The organism is Rhodoferax sp., assembly GCF_034519335.1.
In the GTDB taxonomy this organism is placed as follows: Bacteria; Pseudomonadota; Gammaproteobacteria; order Burkholderiales; family Burkholderiaceae_C; genus Allorhodoferax.
Window position 1 is genome coordinate 35,609 of the sequence record NZ_JAXHOL010000032.1, and the last position, 16,172, is coordinate 51,780.

14 protein-coding genes are annotated in these 16,172 nt (G+C 61.0%); 7 read left to right on the top strand and 7 right to left on the bottom strand.

Going from position 1 to position 16,172, the window contains the following annotated elements; all coding sequences use genetic code 11:
* Nucleotides 1-142: 142 nt before the first annotated feature.
* The 4 genes from purL (at nucleotide 143) to U5O12_RS13970 (ending at nucleotide 5,549) form a co-directional block, all read left to right on the top strand.
* Nucleotides 143-4,189: a phosphoribosylformylglycinamidine synthase gene (gene purL / locus U5O12_RS13955; RefSeq protein WP_322579225.1), complete on the top strand. Its 4,047-nt coding sequence runs from the start codon at nucleotides 143-145 to the stop codon at nucleotides 4,187-4,189.
* 13 nt (nucleotides 4,190-4,202) lie between these two features.
* The gene (locus tag U5O12_RS13960; protein ID WP_322579226.1) at nucleotides 4,203-4,574 is read left to right on the top strand and encodes a hypothetical protein; all 372 of its coding nucleotides are present in this window, start codon (nucleotides 4,203-4,205) and stop codon (nucleotides 4,572-4,574) included.
* Between the two features lie 133 nt (nucleotides 4,575-4,707).
* Nucleotides 4,708-5,346 (top strand): NAD(P)H-dependent oxidoreductase, encoded by a 639-nt coding sequence (locus tag U5O12_RS13965; RefSeq protein WP_322579227.1) that lies wholly within the window; start codon nucleotides 4,708-4,710, stop codon nucleotides 5,344-5,346.
* Entirely contained in the window at nucleotides 5,343-5,549 is a 207-nt protein-coding gene (locus U5O12_RS13970; protein ID WP_322579228.1) for a hypothetical protein, read from the top strand. The genes U5O12_RS13965 and U5O12_RS13970 overlap by 4 nt, the downstream gene beginning before the upstream one ends.
* A gap of 448 nt (nucleotides 5,550-5,997) precedes the next feature.
* Here U5O12_RS13970 and U5O12_RS13975 read toward each other — a convergent pair whose 3' ends face one another.
* Nucleotides 5,998-8,019: a U32 family peptidase gene (locus tag U5O12_RS13975; RefSeq protein WP_322579229.1), complete on the bottom strand. Its 2,022-nt coding sequence runs from the start codon at nucleotides 8,017-8,019 to the stop codon at nucleotides 5,998-6,000.
* A 52-nt stretch (nucleotides 8,020-8,071) separates the two neighbouring features.
* Here U5O12_RS13975 and U5O12_RS13980 point away from each other — a divergent pair, with 52 nt between their 5' ends.
* Together U5O12_RS13980 and U5O12_RS13985 are read left to right on the top strand one after the other, a co-directional pair.
* Nucleotides 8,072-9,289: an MFS transporter gene (locus U5O12_RS13980; protein ID WP_322579230.1), complete on the top strand. Its 1,218-nt coding sequence runs from the start codon at nucleotides 8,072-8,074 to the stop codon at nucleotides 9,287-9,289.
* Nucleotides 9,286-10,011, top strand: a complete 726-nt coding sequence (locus U5O12_RS13985) for a heparan-alpha-glucosaminide N-acetyltransferase (RefSeq protein ID WP_322579231.1) — start codon at nucleotides 9,286-9,288, stop codon at nucleotides 10,009-10,011. Before U5O12_RS13980 ends, U5O12_RS13985 begins: the two co-directional genes overlap by 4 nt.
* Here U5O12_RS13985 and U5O12_RS13990 read toward each other — a convergent pair.
* The 6 genes from U5O12_RS13990 to U5O12_RS14015 form a co-directional block, all read right to left on the bottom strand.
* On the bottom strand, nucleotides 10,008-10,769 hold the full coding sequence (locus U5O12_RS13990; protein WP_322579232.1) for a FliA/WhiG family RNA polymerase sigma factor: 762 nt from the start codon (nucleotides 10,767-10,769) through the stop codon (nucleotides 10,008-10,010). The two genes, U5O12_RS13985 and U5O12_RS13990, sit on opposite strands and share 4 nt — an antisense overlap.
* Nucleotides 10,770-10,844: 75 nt before the next feature.
* Nucleotides 10,845-11,627 carry a peptidylprolyl isomerase gene (locus U5O12_RS13995; protein ID WP_322579233.1) on the bottom strand — a complete coding sequence of 261 codons (783 nt, stop codon included), beginning with the start codon at nucleotides 11,625-11,627 and terminating at the stop codon, nucleotides 10,845-10,847.
* Between the two features lie 25 nt (nucleotides 11,628-11,652).
* The gene (locus U5O12_RS14000) at nucleotides 11,653-11,949 is read right to left on the bottom strand and encodes a BolA family protein (RefSeq protein ID WP_322579234.1); all 297 of its coding nucleotides are present in this window, start codon (nucleotides 11,947-11,949) and stop codon (nucleotides 11,653-11,655) included.
* Nucleotides 11,946-12,500, bottom strand: a complete 555-nt coding sequence (locus tag U5O12_RS14005; RefSeq protein ID WP_322579235.1) for a septation protein A — start codon at nucleotides 12,498-12,500, stop codon at nucleotides 11,946-11,948. The genes U5O12_RS14000 and U5O12_RS14005 overlap by 4 nt, the downstream gene beginning before the upstream one ends.
* A complete protein-coding gene (gene msrB, locus U5O12_RS14010) occupies nucleotides 12,497-12,904 on the bottom strand; it encodes a peptide-methionine (R)-S-oxide reductase MsrB (protein WP_322579236.1) in 408 nt (135 codons plus the stop codon). Before msrB ends, U5O12_RS14005 begins: the two co-directional genes overlap by 4 nt.
* An 8-nt stretch (nucleotides 12,905-12,912) precedes the next feature.
* Nucleotides 12,913-14,397 (bottom strand): protein adenylyltransferase SelO, encoded by a 1,485-nt coding sequence (locus U5O12_RS14015; RefSeq protein WP_322579237.1) that lies wholly within the window; start codon nucleotides 14,395-14,397, stop codon nucleotides 12,913-12,915.
* Nucleotides 14,398-14,527: 130 nt separating this feature from the next.
* Here U5O12_RS14015 and U5O12_RS14020 point away from each other — a divergent pair, with 130 nt between their 5' ends.
* The gene (locus tag U5O12_RS14020) at nucleotides 14,528-16,156 is read left to right on the top strand and encodes a 3-(methylthio)propionyl-CoA ligase (RefSeq protein ID WP_322579238.1); all 1,629 of its coding nucleotides are present in this window, start codon (nucleotides 14,528-14,530) and stop codon (nucleotides 16,154-16,156) included.
* Nucleotides 16,157-16,172 lie beyond the last annotated feature (16 nt).

The window sequence follows — 16,172 nt, forward strand, 5'->3', positions numbered from 1 at the left end:
CGATGCGGGCTTGCGCCCCGCGTAAATTGTGCGCGCAGCCAAGGCTTTTTGGTGCGCAGTGGCCTGCCGCACAGCCAGTTAAAATCGCCGCTCACCCATCCAGCCCCTCCGGGCGACGCTTCATCTTTCCTAGGCCACCACTGTGACCCTGCACCTGACCTCTTTCGAAGGCGGCAACGCCCTGAGCAACTTCCGCGTCCAACAGCTTTTGCCGCAACTGCAGGGCATCCACGACAAAATTTCGGGCATTTCTGCCCGTTTTGTCCATTTGGTGGCCACTGAGACCGGTCTGGAAAAGGCCTTGGCCGACAAGCTGGCCGCATTGTTGACCCACGGTGATCCGTACACCGGTCCTTCGGAGGGCCCCACGATTGTGGTGAGTCCCCGTTTTGGCACCGTGAGCCCCTGGGCCTCCAAAGCGACTGACATTGCCCACAACTGCGGCTTGGCCGTGAAGCGGGTAGAGCGCTTGGTGGAATACCGCCTCACTCTCAAGAGCGGCCTGTTGTCCAAGACCGCGCTGAGTGCTGACGAGCTGCAAAATATTGCCGCGCTGCTGCATGACCGCATGACCGAGAGCGCCATGCTGGACCGGGCCCAGGCACAAGAGCTGTTCAACGCGCTGCAGCCCGCGCCCATGGACCACGTGGACGTGCTGGGTGGCGGCAAAGACGCTTTGGTCAAGGCCAACACGCAGTTCGGCTTGGCCCTGGCGGCTGATGAAATCGATTATCTGGTCAACGCATTCACTACGCTGGGCCGCAACCCCACCGATGTGGAGCTGATGATGTTTGCGCAGGCCAACAGCGAGCACTGCCGCCACAAGATCTTCAACGCCCAGTTCACTATCGACGGCGTGGCGCAGGACAAGAGCATGTTCGGCATGATCCGCAACACGCACCAATTGAACCCGCAGTACATGCTGGTGGCCTACTCGGACAACGCCTCCGTGATGGAAGGTGTGCAGGTAGAGCGCTTTGTAGCCAAATCGGCATCTAGCCCCCGTGCAATCAGCGCGGCCAGCTATGAAAAGCGTAGCGAGACGAATCACATCCTGATGAAGGTGGAGACGCACAACCACCCGACCGCCATCTCCCCGTTCCCCGGCGCCTCCACCGGCGCAGGCGGTGAAATCCGGGACGAGGGCGCTACAGGCCGCGGCTCCAAGCCCAAGGCCGGCCTGACCGGATTTACCGTGTCCAAACTCTGGGGCGGTGAATTTGGCAAGCCGGAGCACATTGCCAGCCCTTTGCAGATCATGGTTGAGGGCCCGCTGGGCGGCGCAGCCTTCAACAACGAATTCGGCCGGCCGAACTTGCTGGGTTACTTCCGCGAATACGAGCAGACCGTGGTCAGCGATGTGGACACCGTGGCACGCGGTTACCACAAGCCCATCATGATCGCGGGCGGTCTGGGTGTCATCGATGCGGGCCAGACCCAGAAGATTGAGTTCCCCGCTGGCAGCCTGCTGATCCAGCTGGGTGGCCCGGGCATGCGCATCGGCATGGGCGGCAGCGCGGCCAGCTCCATGGCCACCGGCGCCAACGCCGCCGAGCTGGACTTTGACTCGGTGCAGCGCGGCAACCCCGAAATCGAGCGGCGCGCGCAAGAGGTGATTAACCAGTGCTGGATGCAGGGTGAGCACAACCCCATCCTCGCGATCCACGATGTGGGCGCAGGCGGTTTGTCCAACGCATTCCCCGAGCTGACCAACGACGCCGGCCGTGGCGCGCGGTTCGATTTGCGCGCCGTGAAGCTCGAAGAGTCTGGCATGGCACCCAAGGAAATCTGGTGCAACGAGAGCCAGGAGCGCTATGTGCTGGCCATCGCCCCCGAGTCGCTGGAGCAGTTCCAGGCGCTGTGCGAGCGTGAGCGTTGCCCGTTTGCCGTCATTGGCGTGGCAACGGAAGAGCGCCAGCTGCAGCTGGTGGACGAGGGTGCCGAGTCTCCGGTGGACATGCCCATGAACGTGCTCTTGGGAAAGCCGCCCAAGATGCACCGCGATGTCAAGACGGTAGCTCGCCAGTTCAAGCCGCTGGACCTGACCGGCGTGGACCTGCAAAAAGCGGTGATCGACGTGCTGGCCCATCCCACGGTGGCCTCCAAGCGCTTCCTGATCACCATTGGCGACCGCACCGTGGGTGGCCTGACACACCGGGACCAGATGGTCGGCCCCTGGCAAGTGCCCGTAGCCGATTGCGCTGTGACCCTGGCCGACTTCAAGGGCTTTGCCGGTGAAGCCATGTCCATGGGCGAACGCACACCGCTGGCGGCGCTGAACGCGCCCGCATCGGGCCGTATGGCCGTTGCAGAAGCGATTACCAACCTGTTGGCCGCCCCCATCGAGCTGCCACGCGTCAAGCTGTCTGCTAACTGGATGGCAGCCTGTGGCGAAGCGGGCGAAGACGCTGCGCTGTATGCGACGGTCAAGGCCGTGGGCATGGAACTGTGCCCGGCGCTGGGCATTTCCATCCCTGTGGGCAAGGACAGCCTGTCCATGCGCACGCAGTGGAAGGATGCTGGAGCCGACAAAAAGGTCACGTCCCCCGTGTCCCTGATCGTGAGCGGATTCGCCACGCTGCAAGACGTTCGCGGCACGCTGACGCCTCAGCTGAATGCCACTGAGGACACCACGCTGGTGCTGGTGGACCTTGGCAAAGGCCAACACCGCATGGCCGCCAGCATCCTTGCGCAAACCCTGGACCAAGTCGGCGACACCGTGCCCGATCTCGATGACGCCAAGGACCTGGTGAATCTGGTGAACGCCGTGAACGCATTGCGTGCCAAAGGCCAGGTGCTGGCATACCACGACCGTGGCGATGGCGGCTTGTTGGCCACCGTGTCTGAGATGGCTTTTGCCGGCCGCGTGGGTGTTGCACTCAATGTGGACATGCTGGTCACCGAGGGTGACGGCATTTCTGACAGCCGCATGGACGTGGGCGACAGCAAAAACTGGGCAGGGCAGGTGGGTGCCCGCCGCGAAGAAGCCACACTCAAGGCCTTGTTCAGCGAAGAACTGGGCGTGGTCTTGCAGGTGCGCACCGCTGAGCGCTCGGACGTCATGGCCACCCTGCGCGAGCATGGCCTCTCCAAGTTCAGCCACTTCATCGGCAAGACACGGCCCGCTACGGATGCCGCTACCGCGGGGGCTTCCGTGTCCAACGCCGGCAAGGGCGAGTTGCAAATCTGGCGCGATGCCAAGAGCATCTTCACCGCCAAGCTCTCCGACCTGCACCAGGTCTGGGACGCCGTGAGCTGGAAGATCGCCCAGCAGCGCGACAACCCCGTGTGTGCCGACGCAGAGCACGCCGCCGCCGGTGCCGAGAACGACCCCGGCCTGCACGTTTACCTGCCAAAGAGCGCGCTAGCCCTCGTGGAATCTGCGCGAGCAGCTACTAAAAACGTAGCGCCTGCGGTGTTGAAAAACCGACCCAAGGTGGCGGTGCTGCGCGAGCAGGGTGTCAACTCGCATGTGGAAATGGCCTACGCCTTCACCGAAGCGGGCTTTGAGGCTTTTGATGTGCACATGACTGACCTGCAGACCGGCCGCGCCAAGCTGGCCGACTTTCAGGGCGTGGTGGCGTGCGGTGGCTTTAGCTACGGCGACACCCTGGGGGCCGGCATTGGCTGGGCCCGCAGCATCACCTTCAACGACGGCCTGTCCGACCAGTTCAAGGCCTTCTTTGCCCGCCAGGACACCTTCGGCCTGGGCGTTTGCAACGGTTGCCAGATGTTTGCCGAACTGGCCGACATCATTCCCGGCGCGCAAGACTGGCCGCGTTTCACCACCAACCAGAGCGAGCGTTTCGAGGCTCGTCTGTCGTTGGTGGAAGTGCTGGAGTCGCCCAGCCTGTTCTTCAAGGACTTGGCTGGCATGCGTCTGCCCATCGCGGTGGCCCACGGCGAAGGCTATGCCAACTTCAAGTACCGCGGCAACGCCGACAAGGCCATCGCCGCCATGCGCTATGTGGACAACAACGGCGCGGCCACAGAAGCCTATCCGTACAACCCCAACGGCAGCCCCGGCGGCTTGACGGCGGTGACCACGGCCGACGGCCGCTTCACGGCCATGATGCCGCACCCGGAGCGCGTGTTCCGCAACGTGCAGATGAGCTGGACCAGCTTGGACAAGAGCGAATTCAGCCCGTGGATGCAGCTCTGGCACAACGCGCGCCGTTGGGTAGGTTGACCACAGGCCACGCGTGGAACTGGCCGCCATCCGACGCTTTTCCTACCTGGTTCCGGCCGCAGCGGTAGCGGGTTTGGGGGCTTACACCACTATCTCCTGGTGGGCGCTTGCCATGGTGTTGGGCGGTGTGATGTTTGCCTGGGACTGGCTCTGGGGCGACGCGCACTTGCTGCAAGCAGGCGTGGGTGGTTGGTTCATCGCGGCCGGTGTGGCGGGCTTGTTGGTGTCTTACCTTTTGGCGCAGCGTTTGGGCTTGGGTGTGGCAGAATTTCTGGCACTTGCCTCTGGGGCTGCGCGCCGCGAGCGTTGGCTGTACAACCTGCCTGCCTTGGCGGTGGGCAGCATGGTGTATGGCGGGCTGATTCTCAGCAAAGCAGATTGTTAGCACTTTTCGGGCGCTGGGGTGCGGCGCTCGGGAATGCGGGGTGGTGGACTCCGTGAATTGCGGTGTCCGGTCTTGCAATTGGGCAAAGCCCCCCAAACTCTATGCCCTTAGTAACCAAACCGTGTGACGCACTATGTCCGATCTGATCAGCAAACTGCAATGGCGCTACGCCACCAAGAAGTTCAACCCCAGCAAAGTGGTGCCGCAAGACAAGGTGGAGCGCATTCTGGAAGCCATTCGCCTGACTGCCACCTCCAGCGGCTTGCAGCCTTTTGAGGTGTTTGTGGTGACCAACAAAGCGGTGCGTGAACAAATCAAGCCCATCGCATGGAACCAGGAACAGATTACTGACGCCTCGCACCTGTTGGTGTTTGCCGCCTGGGACAACTACACCGTCGAGCGTATCAACACCATGTTTGACTTGGTGAACACCGAGCGTGGTTTCAAGAACGAAGGCTGGGAAAACTACCGCCAGATGCTGCTGGGCATGTATCCCCAGCGCGATGCCGAGGTGAATTACCAGCACGCCGCACGCCAAGCCTACATTGGCCTAGGTACCGCCCTGATTGCAGCAGCCGAAGAACAGGTGGATGCGACGCCCATGGAAGGCTTTGACCCTAAGGCGCTAGACGAGATCTTGGGATTGCAAGCCCGTGGCCTGCGCAGCGTGGCGATTCTGCCTCTGGGCTACCGCGCCGACGAAGGCGACTGGCTCCAAAACCTGAAGAAGGTGCGCCGCCCCCGCGATCAGTTCATCACGGAAGTCGCGTGATCCGCTGGCGCCGCCTGTTCCAGCCACGCAAGCCTGCGTTCTGGCTCATGGTGGTGCTCAATGCACTGTCCACAGCGTTGATGTGGATCGTGCAAACCTACCCACTCACCCCGCTGGCCAGCTTGGTTATCGGGGTGTTTGCCATTGGGAATGCCTGGTTGGGGTTGCGGTTGGCTTGGCGCTTGTTGTCTACTGAGCCCTGAGTTCTTTTGCTCGGTGTTTGCTGGGGTTAGACCGCTTTTTTAAACACCCACTCCCCCAGCCCCTCGCCCCGTCGGCGAGGGGAGCTTTTAACAGCCATATCTTGCTTTTGTACGCCGGATGCGGGCTACAAGCGGGAGGTTGCCACTGTCAGCTCGCGCCACGGCCCACGCCTGCGGTTGTGAATACCTCGGAGATGTTTGTGCGGCACGGCTGGCGGCTGTGTCCGCCAGTGGCTCCGCGCCACCTTGTTGGCATTGACTACAACCGTTGGCCAGGGCCGTAGCGCACCCACTCATTGGCAGCGCTACTTCTGCGCCCCGGTAGCCGGAGCGCCCTCAAAAAATATGGCTGTTAGGGCTCCCCTCGCCGACGGGGCGAGGGGCTGGGGGAGTGGGTGTCAAAAAAAGCGGTGCAACGAACGAAAAACCACAACACAGCCCAAAAAAATCAGTGCCCAAACTCCTGCCGAGCTGGCCGGGTCTTGTGAAACGTCATGGGCACCCCTTGCGCAGCCTCCAGCAGTTCCTTGCGGCTCTGGTTGGCCACACTGGTCTTCATCTTGCCAACCACATGCATCTCGCAGGGTTTGCAGTCAAAACGCAGGGTGAGTTTTTCTTTGCCGTTGATGAGCTGTAGCGGCTCGGCTTTCACCTGACCCTGCACGCCGGTCACGCCCTTGGCCTGCTTGGGGCAGAGGCTCAAGCTGAAGCGCACGCAATGTTTGGTGATCATCAGGCTCACCTCGCCCAACTCTTCCACTGCCTCGTAAGCCGGGGCAATGACTTTGACGCCGTGCTTGGCATAAAAACCATGCGCGGCCTGGTTGAAGACGTTGGCCAGGTAGCTCAGCGTGTCTTCCGGGTAGGCCACGGGGGGCTCCACCGGCGTGGCGGGCAGCAGGCGCTGGAAGCCGGCAGCACGGGCGCGCTCCAGCGCCTCCACGGCCTCGCGGCGTAGCGGGTTGAGTACTGAGGCCGGCACAAACCAGGGCTGGGTGAACTGCACTTGCACATCCAGCGCCGCAAAAATGGTAGTGCCCATTTTGCTGACACTGTCCTTGAGCGTATCCATCACTGTGGCCGCATCCTTGGCCCGCTCCAAGGGCAAGGTGGTGCGGGCGGTGGCGGTGAAGCCGTCTTCGTCGGTCAGGGTGAGCGCAATGCCGTCCGGTGTTTCAGCCAACACGGCCCAGATGCCAATGCGGCGGTCGCTGCTTTTCTTGTCGAGCGTGCGGGTCCAGTTCACATCGCGGTTGCGGTTTACCTCCACGCCTTTGCGCAGGTCTTTGAAGCCGGGCAGGGGGTCCTTGGGGAACACGCGCCACAGGCCCTTGGGCGCGTTGATGGGTTCGGCGCGGTTGATGGCCAAGCCCTCCAGTTCTTTTTGCAGGTCGTAGTAGCACAGGCCGTCGCCATTGCTGAGGGCCTTGCTGCGGTCCGTCAGCTCCAACTCCACGCTGTCGGCATTGACCTTGGTGACGTAGCCAATGGGCTGGCCAGGGTTTTTTGGGGTGTCGAAAGCCCCGATGTCGATTCGGCGGCCCTGCACAAAGTAGTCGGTGAACTCGCGGTTGAAGTTCTGGTTGGGGTCGGGCTCGAAGGTGAAGGTGGTGGTGCCGCTGCTGCTTCGGGCCAAGGGTTGGTCCGAGAACTGGCGGTCTTCGATCAGCTGGTCCAGCAGCTTGCGGTAGTGGGCGGTGATGTTTTTCACATAGCCCATGTCCTTGTAGCGCCCTTCGATCTTGAAGCTGCGAATACCCGCGTCCACCAAGGCGGCCAGGTTCTCGCTCTGGTTGTTGTCCTTCATGGACAGCACATGCTTGTCATGCGCCACAAAACGGCCCTTGTCATCCACCACCTGGTAGGGCAGGCGACAGGCTTGGCTGCATTCCCCCCGGTTGGCACTGCGCCCGGTGTGGGCGGCGCTGATATAGCACTGGCCGCTGTAGGCTACGCAGAGTGCCCCGTGGATGAAGAATTCCAGGGTGCACTTTTCCGGATCGGTGGCAGCGCGAATAGCGGCGATCTGCTTGGTGGTGAGCTCACGCGCCAGGACGATTTGTGAGAGCCCTACGTCCTGCAAGAAGCGTGCTTTCTCAGGCGTGCGGATGTCTGTTTGCGTACTGGCATGGAGCTGCAAAGGCGGCATGTCGATGGCAAGCAGCCCCATGTCTTGCACGATCAGCGCATCCACACCGGCTTCATACAGCTGCCAAGCCTGCGTGCGTGCAGGCTCCAGCTCGTCATCCCGCAGGATGGTGTTCATGGTGACGAAGATGCGGCTGTTGAAGCGGTGCGCATGCTGCACCAAGCGTGCGATGTCGGCGAGGCTGTTGTCGGCACTCGACCGGGCGCCAAAGCCGGGGCCGCCGATGTAGACCGCATCGGCACCGTGGTTCACGGCTTCGATACCGATGTCAGCCGTGCGGGCAGGCGCCAGCAGTTCGAGTTGGAAATCTTGCAAAGACATGGCTGCGATTATCCCAGCGTCTCACCCCAAGCGGTACACTGCGGCGCTTCCCATGGCCCCAGTCTCGACTACACCTCCTTCCACCCATTGGCCTCGTGTTGCGGTGCTATGGTTCAGCGGCATTTTGGCAGCCATGCAGTTTGCCAAGATTGCGGTAGCTTTTGTTGAATTGCAAAACCACTACGCGGCCAGTGCAGCCAGTATGGGGTGGGTGTTGTCTACTGTGGGCATGGTGGGTTTGCTGCTCGGGGTCACCATGGGCTTGCTCGCACCGCGGGTGGGTTACCGGCGCTTGCTGGTGGGTGGCTTGGGCTTGGGTGCAGTTCTGGCATTTTCCCAGTCGTTTCTTTTGCCCTTGCCCTGGTTTTGGGTTAGCCGGGCGCTGGAGGGGGCCTCCCACCTCGCTGTGGTGGTAGCTGCCCCTACGCTTATGGCGGCCAGTGCGGCACCTCAACACCGGGCCATTGCCATGGGACTGTGGAGCACCTTTGTCGGGGTGGCATTTGCCATCACTGGCGCTGCGGGGCTGCCTTTTATTGACAACTTTGGGCTTGCGGCTTTGTTTCATGTCCATGCGCTGGGTTTGGCCATAGCTGCGCTGGCGGTGGCTCTCCTGCTGGCGCCTGATGCACCAAGAAAACGCACCTCAGATGCAATCGGCTGGCACCAGCTTCCCATGCACCTGAAGGCCTTGCTTCGCCAACACGTGCATATCTACACCTGCTGGACCACTGCGCTACCGGGCCTGTGTTTTCTTGGGTACACCGGCATGGCCGTTGCGCTGCTGACCTTTTTGCCCCAGCAGGGTGGGGCGGATCGTGCCTGGCTCGCCGCCAGCTTACCGTTGATGGGGGTTGCGGGTACGTTTTGCTCCGGATGGATTGCGCAGTACTGGATCTCGCCTTTGCGTTTGGCGCGCTGGGCTTTCGTTTCGGTGGGCCTGAGCGGCATGGTTTGGGGGCTGGGGCTGTGGGCAGGCTGGTGGGTGGCTCCGGTGGCCCTGGTTCTCATGTTTGCAGCTGGGCTCTCTGGGGGGAGTTCGTTTGCGTTGATCCCGTTCTTGAACAAGGAGCCAGCCCAGCAGGCCCGCGCCAACGGCGCCGTAGCACAAATGGGAAACCTCGGATCGACCTTGGGCCCGCCTTGTTTTGCGCTGTCTATCAGCAGCATGGGAGGACTCGGCCTGGCCTTGGGCGTATTGGTGTGTGCCGTCTTTGGGGTGGTGTTGAGCCTTTGGGGGGCGGCCCATTACCGCAGGGCGCATCCATGACGTCGCAACGCTACCCGGCGGTGGATGTGCTGCGCGGGTTGGCCATGGTGTGGATGACGGCTTACCACCTCTGCTTTGATTTGAACAACGCAGGCCTGATCCGGCAGGATTTTTATGGGGACCCTCTCTGGACGTGGCAACGCACACTGATCCTGGGCATGTTTCTGTTTTGTGCCGGGGCCGGACAGGCCTTTGCCTTGCAACACGGGCAAAGCTGGTCGCACTTCTGGCGGCGGTGGGCCCAGATTGCCGGGTGTGCGTTGCTGGTCACCGCGGGTTCTGCCCTGATGTTTCCCAACAGCTACATTTACTTTGGGGTGCTGCACGGCATGGCGGTGATGTTGATTGTGGTGCGCCTCACGGCGCATTGGGGACATTGGCTCTGGTGGCTTGGCGGGTTGATGGTTGCTATGAAATACATAGCTGCTCGCGCAATGGATGCTGGCTGGATAGCCACTTTCTTCAATGAAAGAGCCCTCAACTGGCTGGGCTTCATCAGCGCCAAGCCTATTACTGAAGACTACGTTCCGCTGGTGCCTTGGCTGGGCGTCATGTGGTGGGGCGTGGCCGCCACCCAATGGTGGTTGCGCCAACAGGCTACAGCCCCACGCTGGATGCCTTTCCCCGCCTTGCGCCCTTTGGCATGGCTGGGAACTTGGAGCTTGAGTTACTACATGCTGCACCAGCCAGTGCTGCTAGCGCTGATCTGGCTGTTGGCCTAACGCGGTACGCGCCGCGGCTGCAGCAGCTGCTGGCTTTGTTCTGCATCCAGCAGCCGGGCCCGCAAACCAGCGATGGCACTGGCGTGGAGCTGGGAGACGCGTGATTCGCTCAGTCCCATGCGCGTGCCAATTTCGTGCATCTTTTGTTCTTCCACGTAATACAGGTTGAGCAATTCCTGCATTTGGGCACTGAGTGCGCGCAGGCTGGTTGCCAAGGCTCTGCGAAACACAGCGCGCTCCAGGAGCACCAGCGGGTCCGTGTCGCTTCCGGCACATTGCTCCAGGTAGCCGCGCATGTCGGCGTGTTCAGTCAAATCATCCAAGGAAACTAGCAAGTAGCCGTGCGCCTGTTGCAGCAATTGCCGGTAATCTTCAAGAGCCATGTCCATGGCCTTGGCAACTTCACCCTCGGCCGGGGCGCGACCCAGTTGGTGGCCCAACTGCTGCAGGGTGTGCTCCACCTTGCGCATGCTGCGGCGTACTTGGCGTGTGGCGGGATCCAGGGCCCGTAGGCCGTCGAGCATGGCACCGCGGGCGCGTTGGGCCAGATAGTGCTCAAATTCGGCGCCCGATGTCTCCCGGGTGGTGCGGATGATGGCGTCGATCAAGCCCAGCATGCCGTCCTGCACCAAATCTTCATTCATGACATTGGGCGGCATGCCGTGGGCCAAGGAACGCGCAATTTTGCCAACCAATGGGCTGTGCTGGCGCACCAATTGCTGGTTATCCGGGTGGCTGAGATCGGGTTTACGGCTCATGAAAACTGCGGTGCAACGAAAAAGCGCGGCCTAAGCCGCGCTTTTACCTTCAAGCACTAAGTATTGAAAGCTTAGTTATTCCACCTTGGCTTTGGCGCGCAGGTCTTCCTGGAACTTGCTCATCTTTTGCTGTTGCAGCTGTTGTGCAATCTGTGGCTTCACTTCGTCCAGCTTGGGCAGCTGGCTTTCGCGGATGTCTTCCAGGCGAATGATGTGGTAACCAAACTGCGACTTCACCGGCGTTTCGGTGGTTTTGCCCTTGGCAAGTGCCACCAGTGCGTCGGAAAACTCTTTCACGTAGTTGCTGGGGTTGGCCCAATCCAGGTCACCACCATTGGCACCGGAGCCTGGGTCTTTGGATTCTTTTTTGGCGATGTCTTCAAACTTGGCGCCTTTCTTCAAGCGGGCAATGATGGCCTTGGCCTGGTCTTCCTTTTCCACCAAGATGTGACGGGCACGGTATTCCTTGCCAGCGTTGGCAGCAGCAAACTTATCGTATTCAGCCTTGATTTCTTCGTCTGTCACGGGGTTCTTCTTCTGGAAGTCAGAGAACAACTCGCGGATCAGGATGGATTGGCGGGTCAGATCGAGCTGGTTTTTGTAGTCGTCGGTAGCGTCCAGACCGCGAGCCTGGGCTTCCTGCACAAAAATTTCGCGCGCGATGATTTCTTCCTTCAGCTGGCCCTGCATCTCGGGCGTCACGGGACGGCCAGAGCGCTTCACTTGTTCGGCCAAGGCATCCACGCGGGCTTTGGGAACGGCCTTGCCGTTCACGATGGCGATGTTCTGCGCCATGGAGACCGAGGCGGCGCTCAACAGCGCGGCAGCGGCCAGGGCGGACAAAATGTGCTTCTTCATACCGGTTCCTTCAGGGATGCTTGTATCAATTGGAAGTGGTGCTGCCAGAGGGCGAGTCTTCGGCCTCAATGGCCAGGGCGTGCAGGCCCTGATCAATGAAATCTTGCAGCGCATCATACACAAGGCGATGGCGCGCTACGCGGCTCTTACCTGTAAACAAATGTGAAGCGATGCGCACCCGAAAATGGGTGCCGACGCCCGTGTCGTTGGCGCCAGCATGGCCTGCGTGTTGGTAGCTCTCGTCCAGCACTTCCAAGCGGGTGGGGGCCAGCTTGTCTTGCAGGCGCGCCTGCAGGTGGGCTGCGGTGGGCGTGGCGGTCATGGTGCGGGTTTGTCCTGGGACGCTTCGTCACCCTTGAGATAGGGTGATATGTAAAAGCCTTGGCCAACGATGAACACCAGCGGGAACACATAGCCCCAAAGCTTGAAGTTCACCCACGTTTCAGTGCTGAAGTACATCACGACATAGGCATTTATCGCTGCCATGAACAGGGTGTAAATAATCCACGCCACATTCAGCTTGTGCCAGATGGGATCGGGAAGTTCCAGCTGGCTACCCAGCAGCAGCTTGAGGAAGTTTTTTTTCATGCCCCATACCGCTACGGCAAGAGCAATGCCCATCACTGTGTAAAGCACTGTAGGTTTCCACTTGATAAAGCGGTCGTCATGCAAGGCGAGGGTCATGGCACCAAAGCCCAAAATCAGCACCAGCGTGATTTTGTGCATGACTTGGAGCTTGCGGTCCATGGCATAAATCACCGCCATTTGCAGTACGGTGGCGCCCATCAGCACCGCTGTGGCGACATAGATGTCATAAAACTTGTACGCGCCGACGAACAGCAGGATGGGGAAAAAATCGAGAAAGGTTTTCATGCAGGCGTGAAGTGTAGCGAGGCAGAGTTCATGCAGTAGCGCAAGCCGGTGTCTGTGGGGCCGTCTTCGAACACATGGCCCAGGTGCGCGCCGCACTGGCTGCACACCGTTTCCACGCGCACCATGCCGTGGCTGCGGTCAGTGATTTCGGTGATGGCACCGGGCACCGCCAGCGAGAAGCTGGGCCAGCCGCAGTGGGCGTCGAACTTGGTGTCGGAGCTGAACAGCGTATTACCGCAGCAGATGCAGTGGTAGCTGCCGTCGGCCCACTGGCGCTCGTACTTGCCGGTGAAGGGGCGCTCGGTCGCGGCGTGGCGGGTGACCTGAAAGGCCACGGGCTCGGCGCCTTTCTCGGCCAGCACGGCTTGCCATTCGGCATCGGTTTTCTGAATAGGAAAGGTCATATGCATCCTTATGAACTACAGCTGATGGCGATGTGAGATGCCCAATCCGGCGGAAAATCCGCCCAGGCGGCATGCTCAGGGTGTTCGTCGAACGGGCGCTCCAAAACTTGCAACAGGTTGGCCACCACGGTGAAATCTTTGCGCTTGGCGGCTTGGATGGCTTCTTCGCCCAAGTGGTTCCGCAGTACGTACCTGGGGTTGGTTTTAAGCATCAAATCGGCCGCCAGCCCTTGTTCTGTCTGCGCAAGAAGCTCCGAATATGATAGCAACCAGGCATCGAACCCGGCCCGATCGAGGAACAGATCGCGTACCGAATCGTCGTCCGCACGCTGCGCACGCGCCCAGTGGCTCAGGCGGCGCCAGAAGATGGTGAAGACCACCTTGTCGGCCGCCAGCAGCTTCAGAATATCTTCGGTCAGGGGGCGGTGCGCCTCCTGCAGATCGGCAAAACCGAGCTTGGCCGCCATGCGCCGGGCAAATGCCAGCGGGTAGATGGCCTTGAAGGTCTCCAGCGCCGCAATCGCCTGCTCTTGTTCGGCAATCAGCGGTATAAGGGCCTGGCCCAGGCAAAACAGGTTCCAGTACGCCACATTGGGCTGTTTGTAAAAGGCGTAGCGGCCCTGGTGGTCCGAGTGGTTGCAGATGTGGCCGGGGTCGTAGGCGTCCATGAACTGGAAGGGGCCGTAGTCGATGGTCAGCCCCAGGATGCTCATGTTGTCCGTGTTCATCACGCCGTGGCAAAAGCCCACGGCCTGCCACTGCGCCACCATCTGCGCGGTGCGCTCGGTCACTGCGGCCAGCAGCGACACGTAAGGGTTGCCACCCCAGCGCGCATCGGTGCGGCAGGCAGGATAGTGGTGGTCAATGACAAAGTCGACCAGCACCTTGAGCTGGTCGTGGTGCCCGTGGTGGCAGAAGTGTTCGAAGTGGCCAAAGCGGATGAAGCTGGGCGCCAGCCGCGTTACCACAGCGGCAGTCTCGATTTCTTCGCGGCGCACCGGCACGTCAGAACCCGTGACGCAGAGTGCCCGAGAGGTCGGGATGCCCAGGCCGTGCATCGCCTCGCTGCCCAAAAATTCGCGGATGCTGCTGCGCAGAACCGCGCGCCCGTCGCCCATGCGGGAAAACGGTGTCAGTCCCGCGCCCTTGAGCTGGACTTCCCAACCCGGTGTCTCGCCCAACAGAATCGCACGGCCATCGCCCAGTTGACCTGCCCATTGGCCGAACTGGTGGCCGCTGTAGACACTGGCCAAGGAAAGACCGCCTGCCAGCGTGCGGTTACCGGTGAAGGCTTGTAGGGCATCGTCCGATTGCAGCCATTGCGGATCCAGCCCCCAAGCCTGTGCGGCACCCGCGCTGCGGCCCACCCAGTAGGGGGCGGGCAAAGGGGTGGGGGAGAGGGCAGTATAAAAGTCATCGCCCAGCGTGGCAAAGCGATTGACCCAAGGCAGTCCCACATCCAGCGGGTCACCCTGATGTGACGGAATAGGCATGGCTGAATTGTCCCGCATATGACTAATGCAGGCCTTTTTCAGGGGCTTGCTGGGATTACCATGCGGCGACGCGTTGGCGACAGCCGTCGTGGCGCGTGGCGAACATTCGAATAATTCCAGAGGTGACCCCATGTTAGGTTTGATGCAAAGCCAGCAATTGCTGATTTCTACCCTCATCGATTTTGCGGAGCGCCACCATGGCGAAGGCGAAGTGGTATCGCGACGCGTGGAGGGGGATATTCACCGCACCACGTACAAGGAAGTGGCAGCACGTGCACGCAAAGTGGCTAATGCATTGGACCAGATGGACTTGGCTTTCAGCGATCGCGTGGCCACGCTGGCCTGGAACGGCTATCGCCACCTGGAGCTGTACTTTGGCGTAAGCGGGTCGGGCCGCGTGCTGCATACCCTGAACCCGCGCCTGCACCCAGACCAGATTGCCTGGATTGCCAACCACGCAGAAGACCAGGTGCTGTGTTTTGACATGACCTTTCTGCCCATCATCAAGGCCGTGCACAGCCGCTGCACCACGGTGAAGCACTGGATTGCCTTGTGCGATGCCGACAAGCTGCCTGCCGACACCGGCATCCCCGGTTTGCAGAGCTACGAAGCCTGGATGGGCAGCCAACCCGAGCAATACACCTGGCCCGAGTTTGACGAGAATTCGGCATCGAGCATGTGCTACACCAGTGGCACCACTGGCAACCCCAAGGCGGCGCTCTACAGCCACCGCTCCACCATCCTGCATGCGTTCTCGGGGGCGCTGCCCGATGCACTGAACATGAGCGCGCGCGACAGCGTGCTGCCCGTGGTGCCCATGTTCCACGTCAATGCCTGGGGGCTGCCTTACTCTGCCGCCATGACGGGCGCCAAGCTGGTGTTCCCCGGTCCAGCGATGGATGGCAAGTCCATTTTCGAGCTGATCGAGTCTGAGAAGGTCAGCTTTGCGGCCGGCGTGCCCACGGTGTGGCAAATGATGCTGGGCCACATGCAGGCCGCCAACCTCAAGTTCTCTACCCTCAAGCGTACGGTGATTGGTGGTTCGGCCTGCCCGCCAGCCATGATTGCGGCGTTCAACGACGTCTACGGTGTGGAAGTGCTGCACGCATGGGGCATGACCGAAATGTCGCCTCTGGGTACGGTATGCACGCTCAAAAACAAGCACCTGCCCCTGTCGCCCGAAGACAAGATGAAGGTGCGCCTCAAGCAGGGCCGCGGTATCTATGGTGTGGACATGAAGATCGTTGACGACGCGGGCAAGGAATTGCCCTGGGACGGCAAGGCCTATGGCGACCTGCTGGTCAAAGGTCCGTGGATCATCAGCGACTACTTCAAAGGAGAGGGGCGCTCGCCGTTGGTGGACGGCTGGTTTCCCACAGGCGACGTGGCCACGATTGACCCCGACGGCTATATGCAAATCACGGACCGCAGCAAGGACGTGATCAAGTCTGGTGGCGAGTGGATCAGCTCGATTGATGTGGAAAACATCGCCATGGCCCACCCGGCCGTGGCGATGGCGGCTTGCATCGGCATGAAGCATCCCAAATGGGATGAACGCCCCATCATTGCGGTGGTCAAGAAACCAGGCAGTGAGGTCTCGCGTGAGGAGCTGCTGGCCTTTTACGAAGGCAAAACCGCCAAGTGGCAGGTGCCAGATGATGTGGTGTTTGTAGATGCCATTCCGCTGGGCGGCACGGGCAAGATGCAGAAGAGCAAGCTGCGAGAACTTCTCAAGGACTACCGCTTGCCTACGCTCTGACCCCGGCGGGGCCGGG

What these genes read in the sequence shown, in the direction of transcription:
- U5O12_RS13990 (WP_322579232.1), bottom strand. Translation starts at nt 10,769, where the DNA reads ATGAGCCGTAAACCCGATCTCAGCCACCCGGATAACCAGCAATTGGTG.
- U5O12_RS14020 (WP_322579238.1), top strand. Translation starts at nt 14,528, where the DNA reads ATGTTAGGTTTGATGCAAAGCCAGCAATTGCTGATTTCTACCCTCATC.
- U5O12_RS13975 (WP_322579229.1), bottom strand. Translation starts at nt 8,019, where the DNA reads ATGTCTTTGCAAGATTTCCAACTCGAACTGCTGGCGCCTGCCCGCACG.
- msrB (WP_322579236.1), bottom strand. Translation starts at nt 12,904, where the DNA reads ATGACCTTTCCTATTCAGAAAACCGATGCCGAATGGCAAGCCGTGCTG.
- U5O12_RS14000 (WP_322579234.1), bottom strand. Translation starts at nt 11,949, where the DNA reads ATGACCGCCACGCCCACCGCAGCCCACCTGCAGGCGCGCCTGCAAGAC.
- U5O12_RS13965 (WP_322579227.1), top strand. Translation starts at nt 4,708, where the DNA reads ATGTCCGATCTGATCAGCAAACTGCAATGGCGCTACGCCACCAAGAAG.
- U5O12_RS13995 (WP_322579233.1), bottom strand. Translation starts at nt 11,627, where the DNA reads ATGAAGAAGCACATTTTGTCCGCCCTGGCCGCTGCCGCGCTGTTGAGC.
- U5O12_RS13985 (WP_322579231.1), top strand. Translation starts at nt 9,286, where the DNA reads ATGACGTCGCAACGCTACCCGGCGGTGGATGTGCTGCGCGGGTTGGCC.
- U5O12_RS13980 (WP_322579230.1), top strand. Translation starts at nt 8,072, where the DNA reads ATGGCCCCAGTCTCGACTACACCTCCTTCCACCCATTGGCCTCGTGTT.
- U5O12_RS14015 (WP_322579237.1), bottom strand. Translation starts at nt 14,397, where the DNA reads ATGCCTATTCCGTCACATCAGGGTGACCCGCTGGATGTGGGACTGCCT.
- U5O12_RS14005 (WP_322579235.1), bottom strand. Translation starts at nt 12,500, where the DNA reads ATGAAAACCTTTCTCGATTTTTTCCCCATCCTGCTGTTCGTCGGCGCG.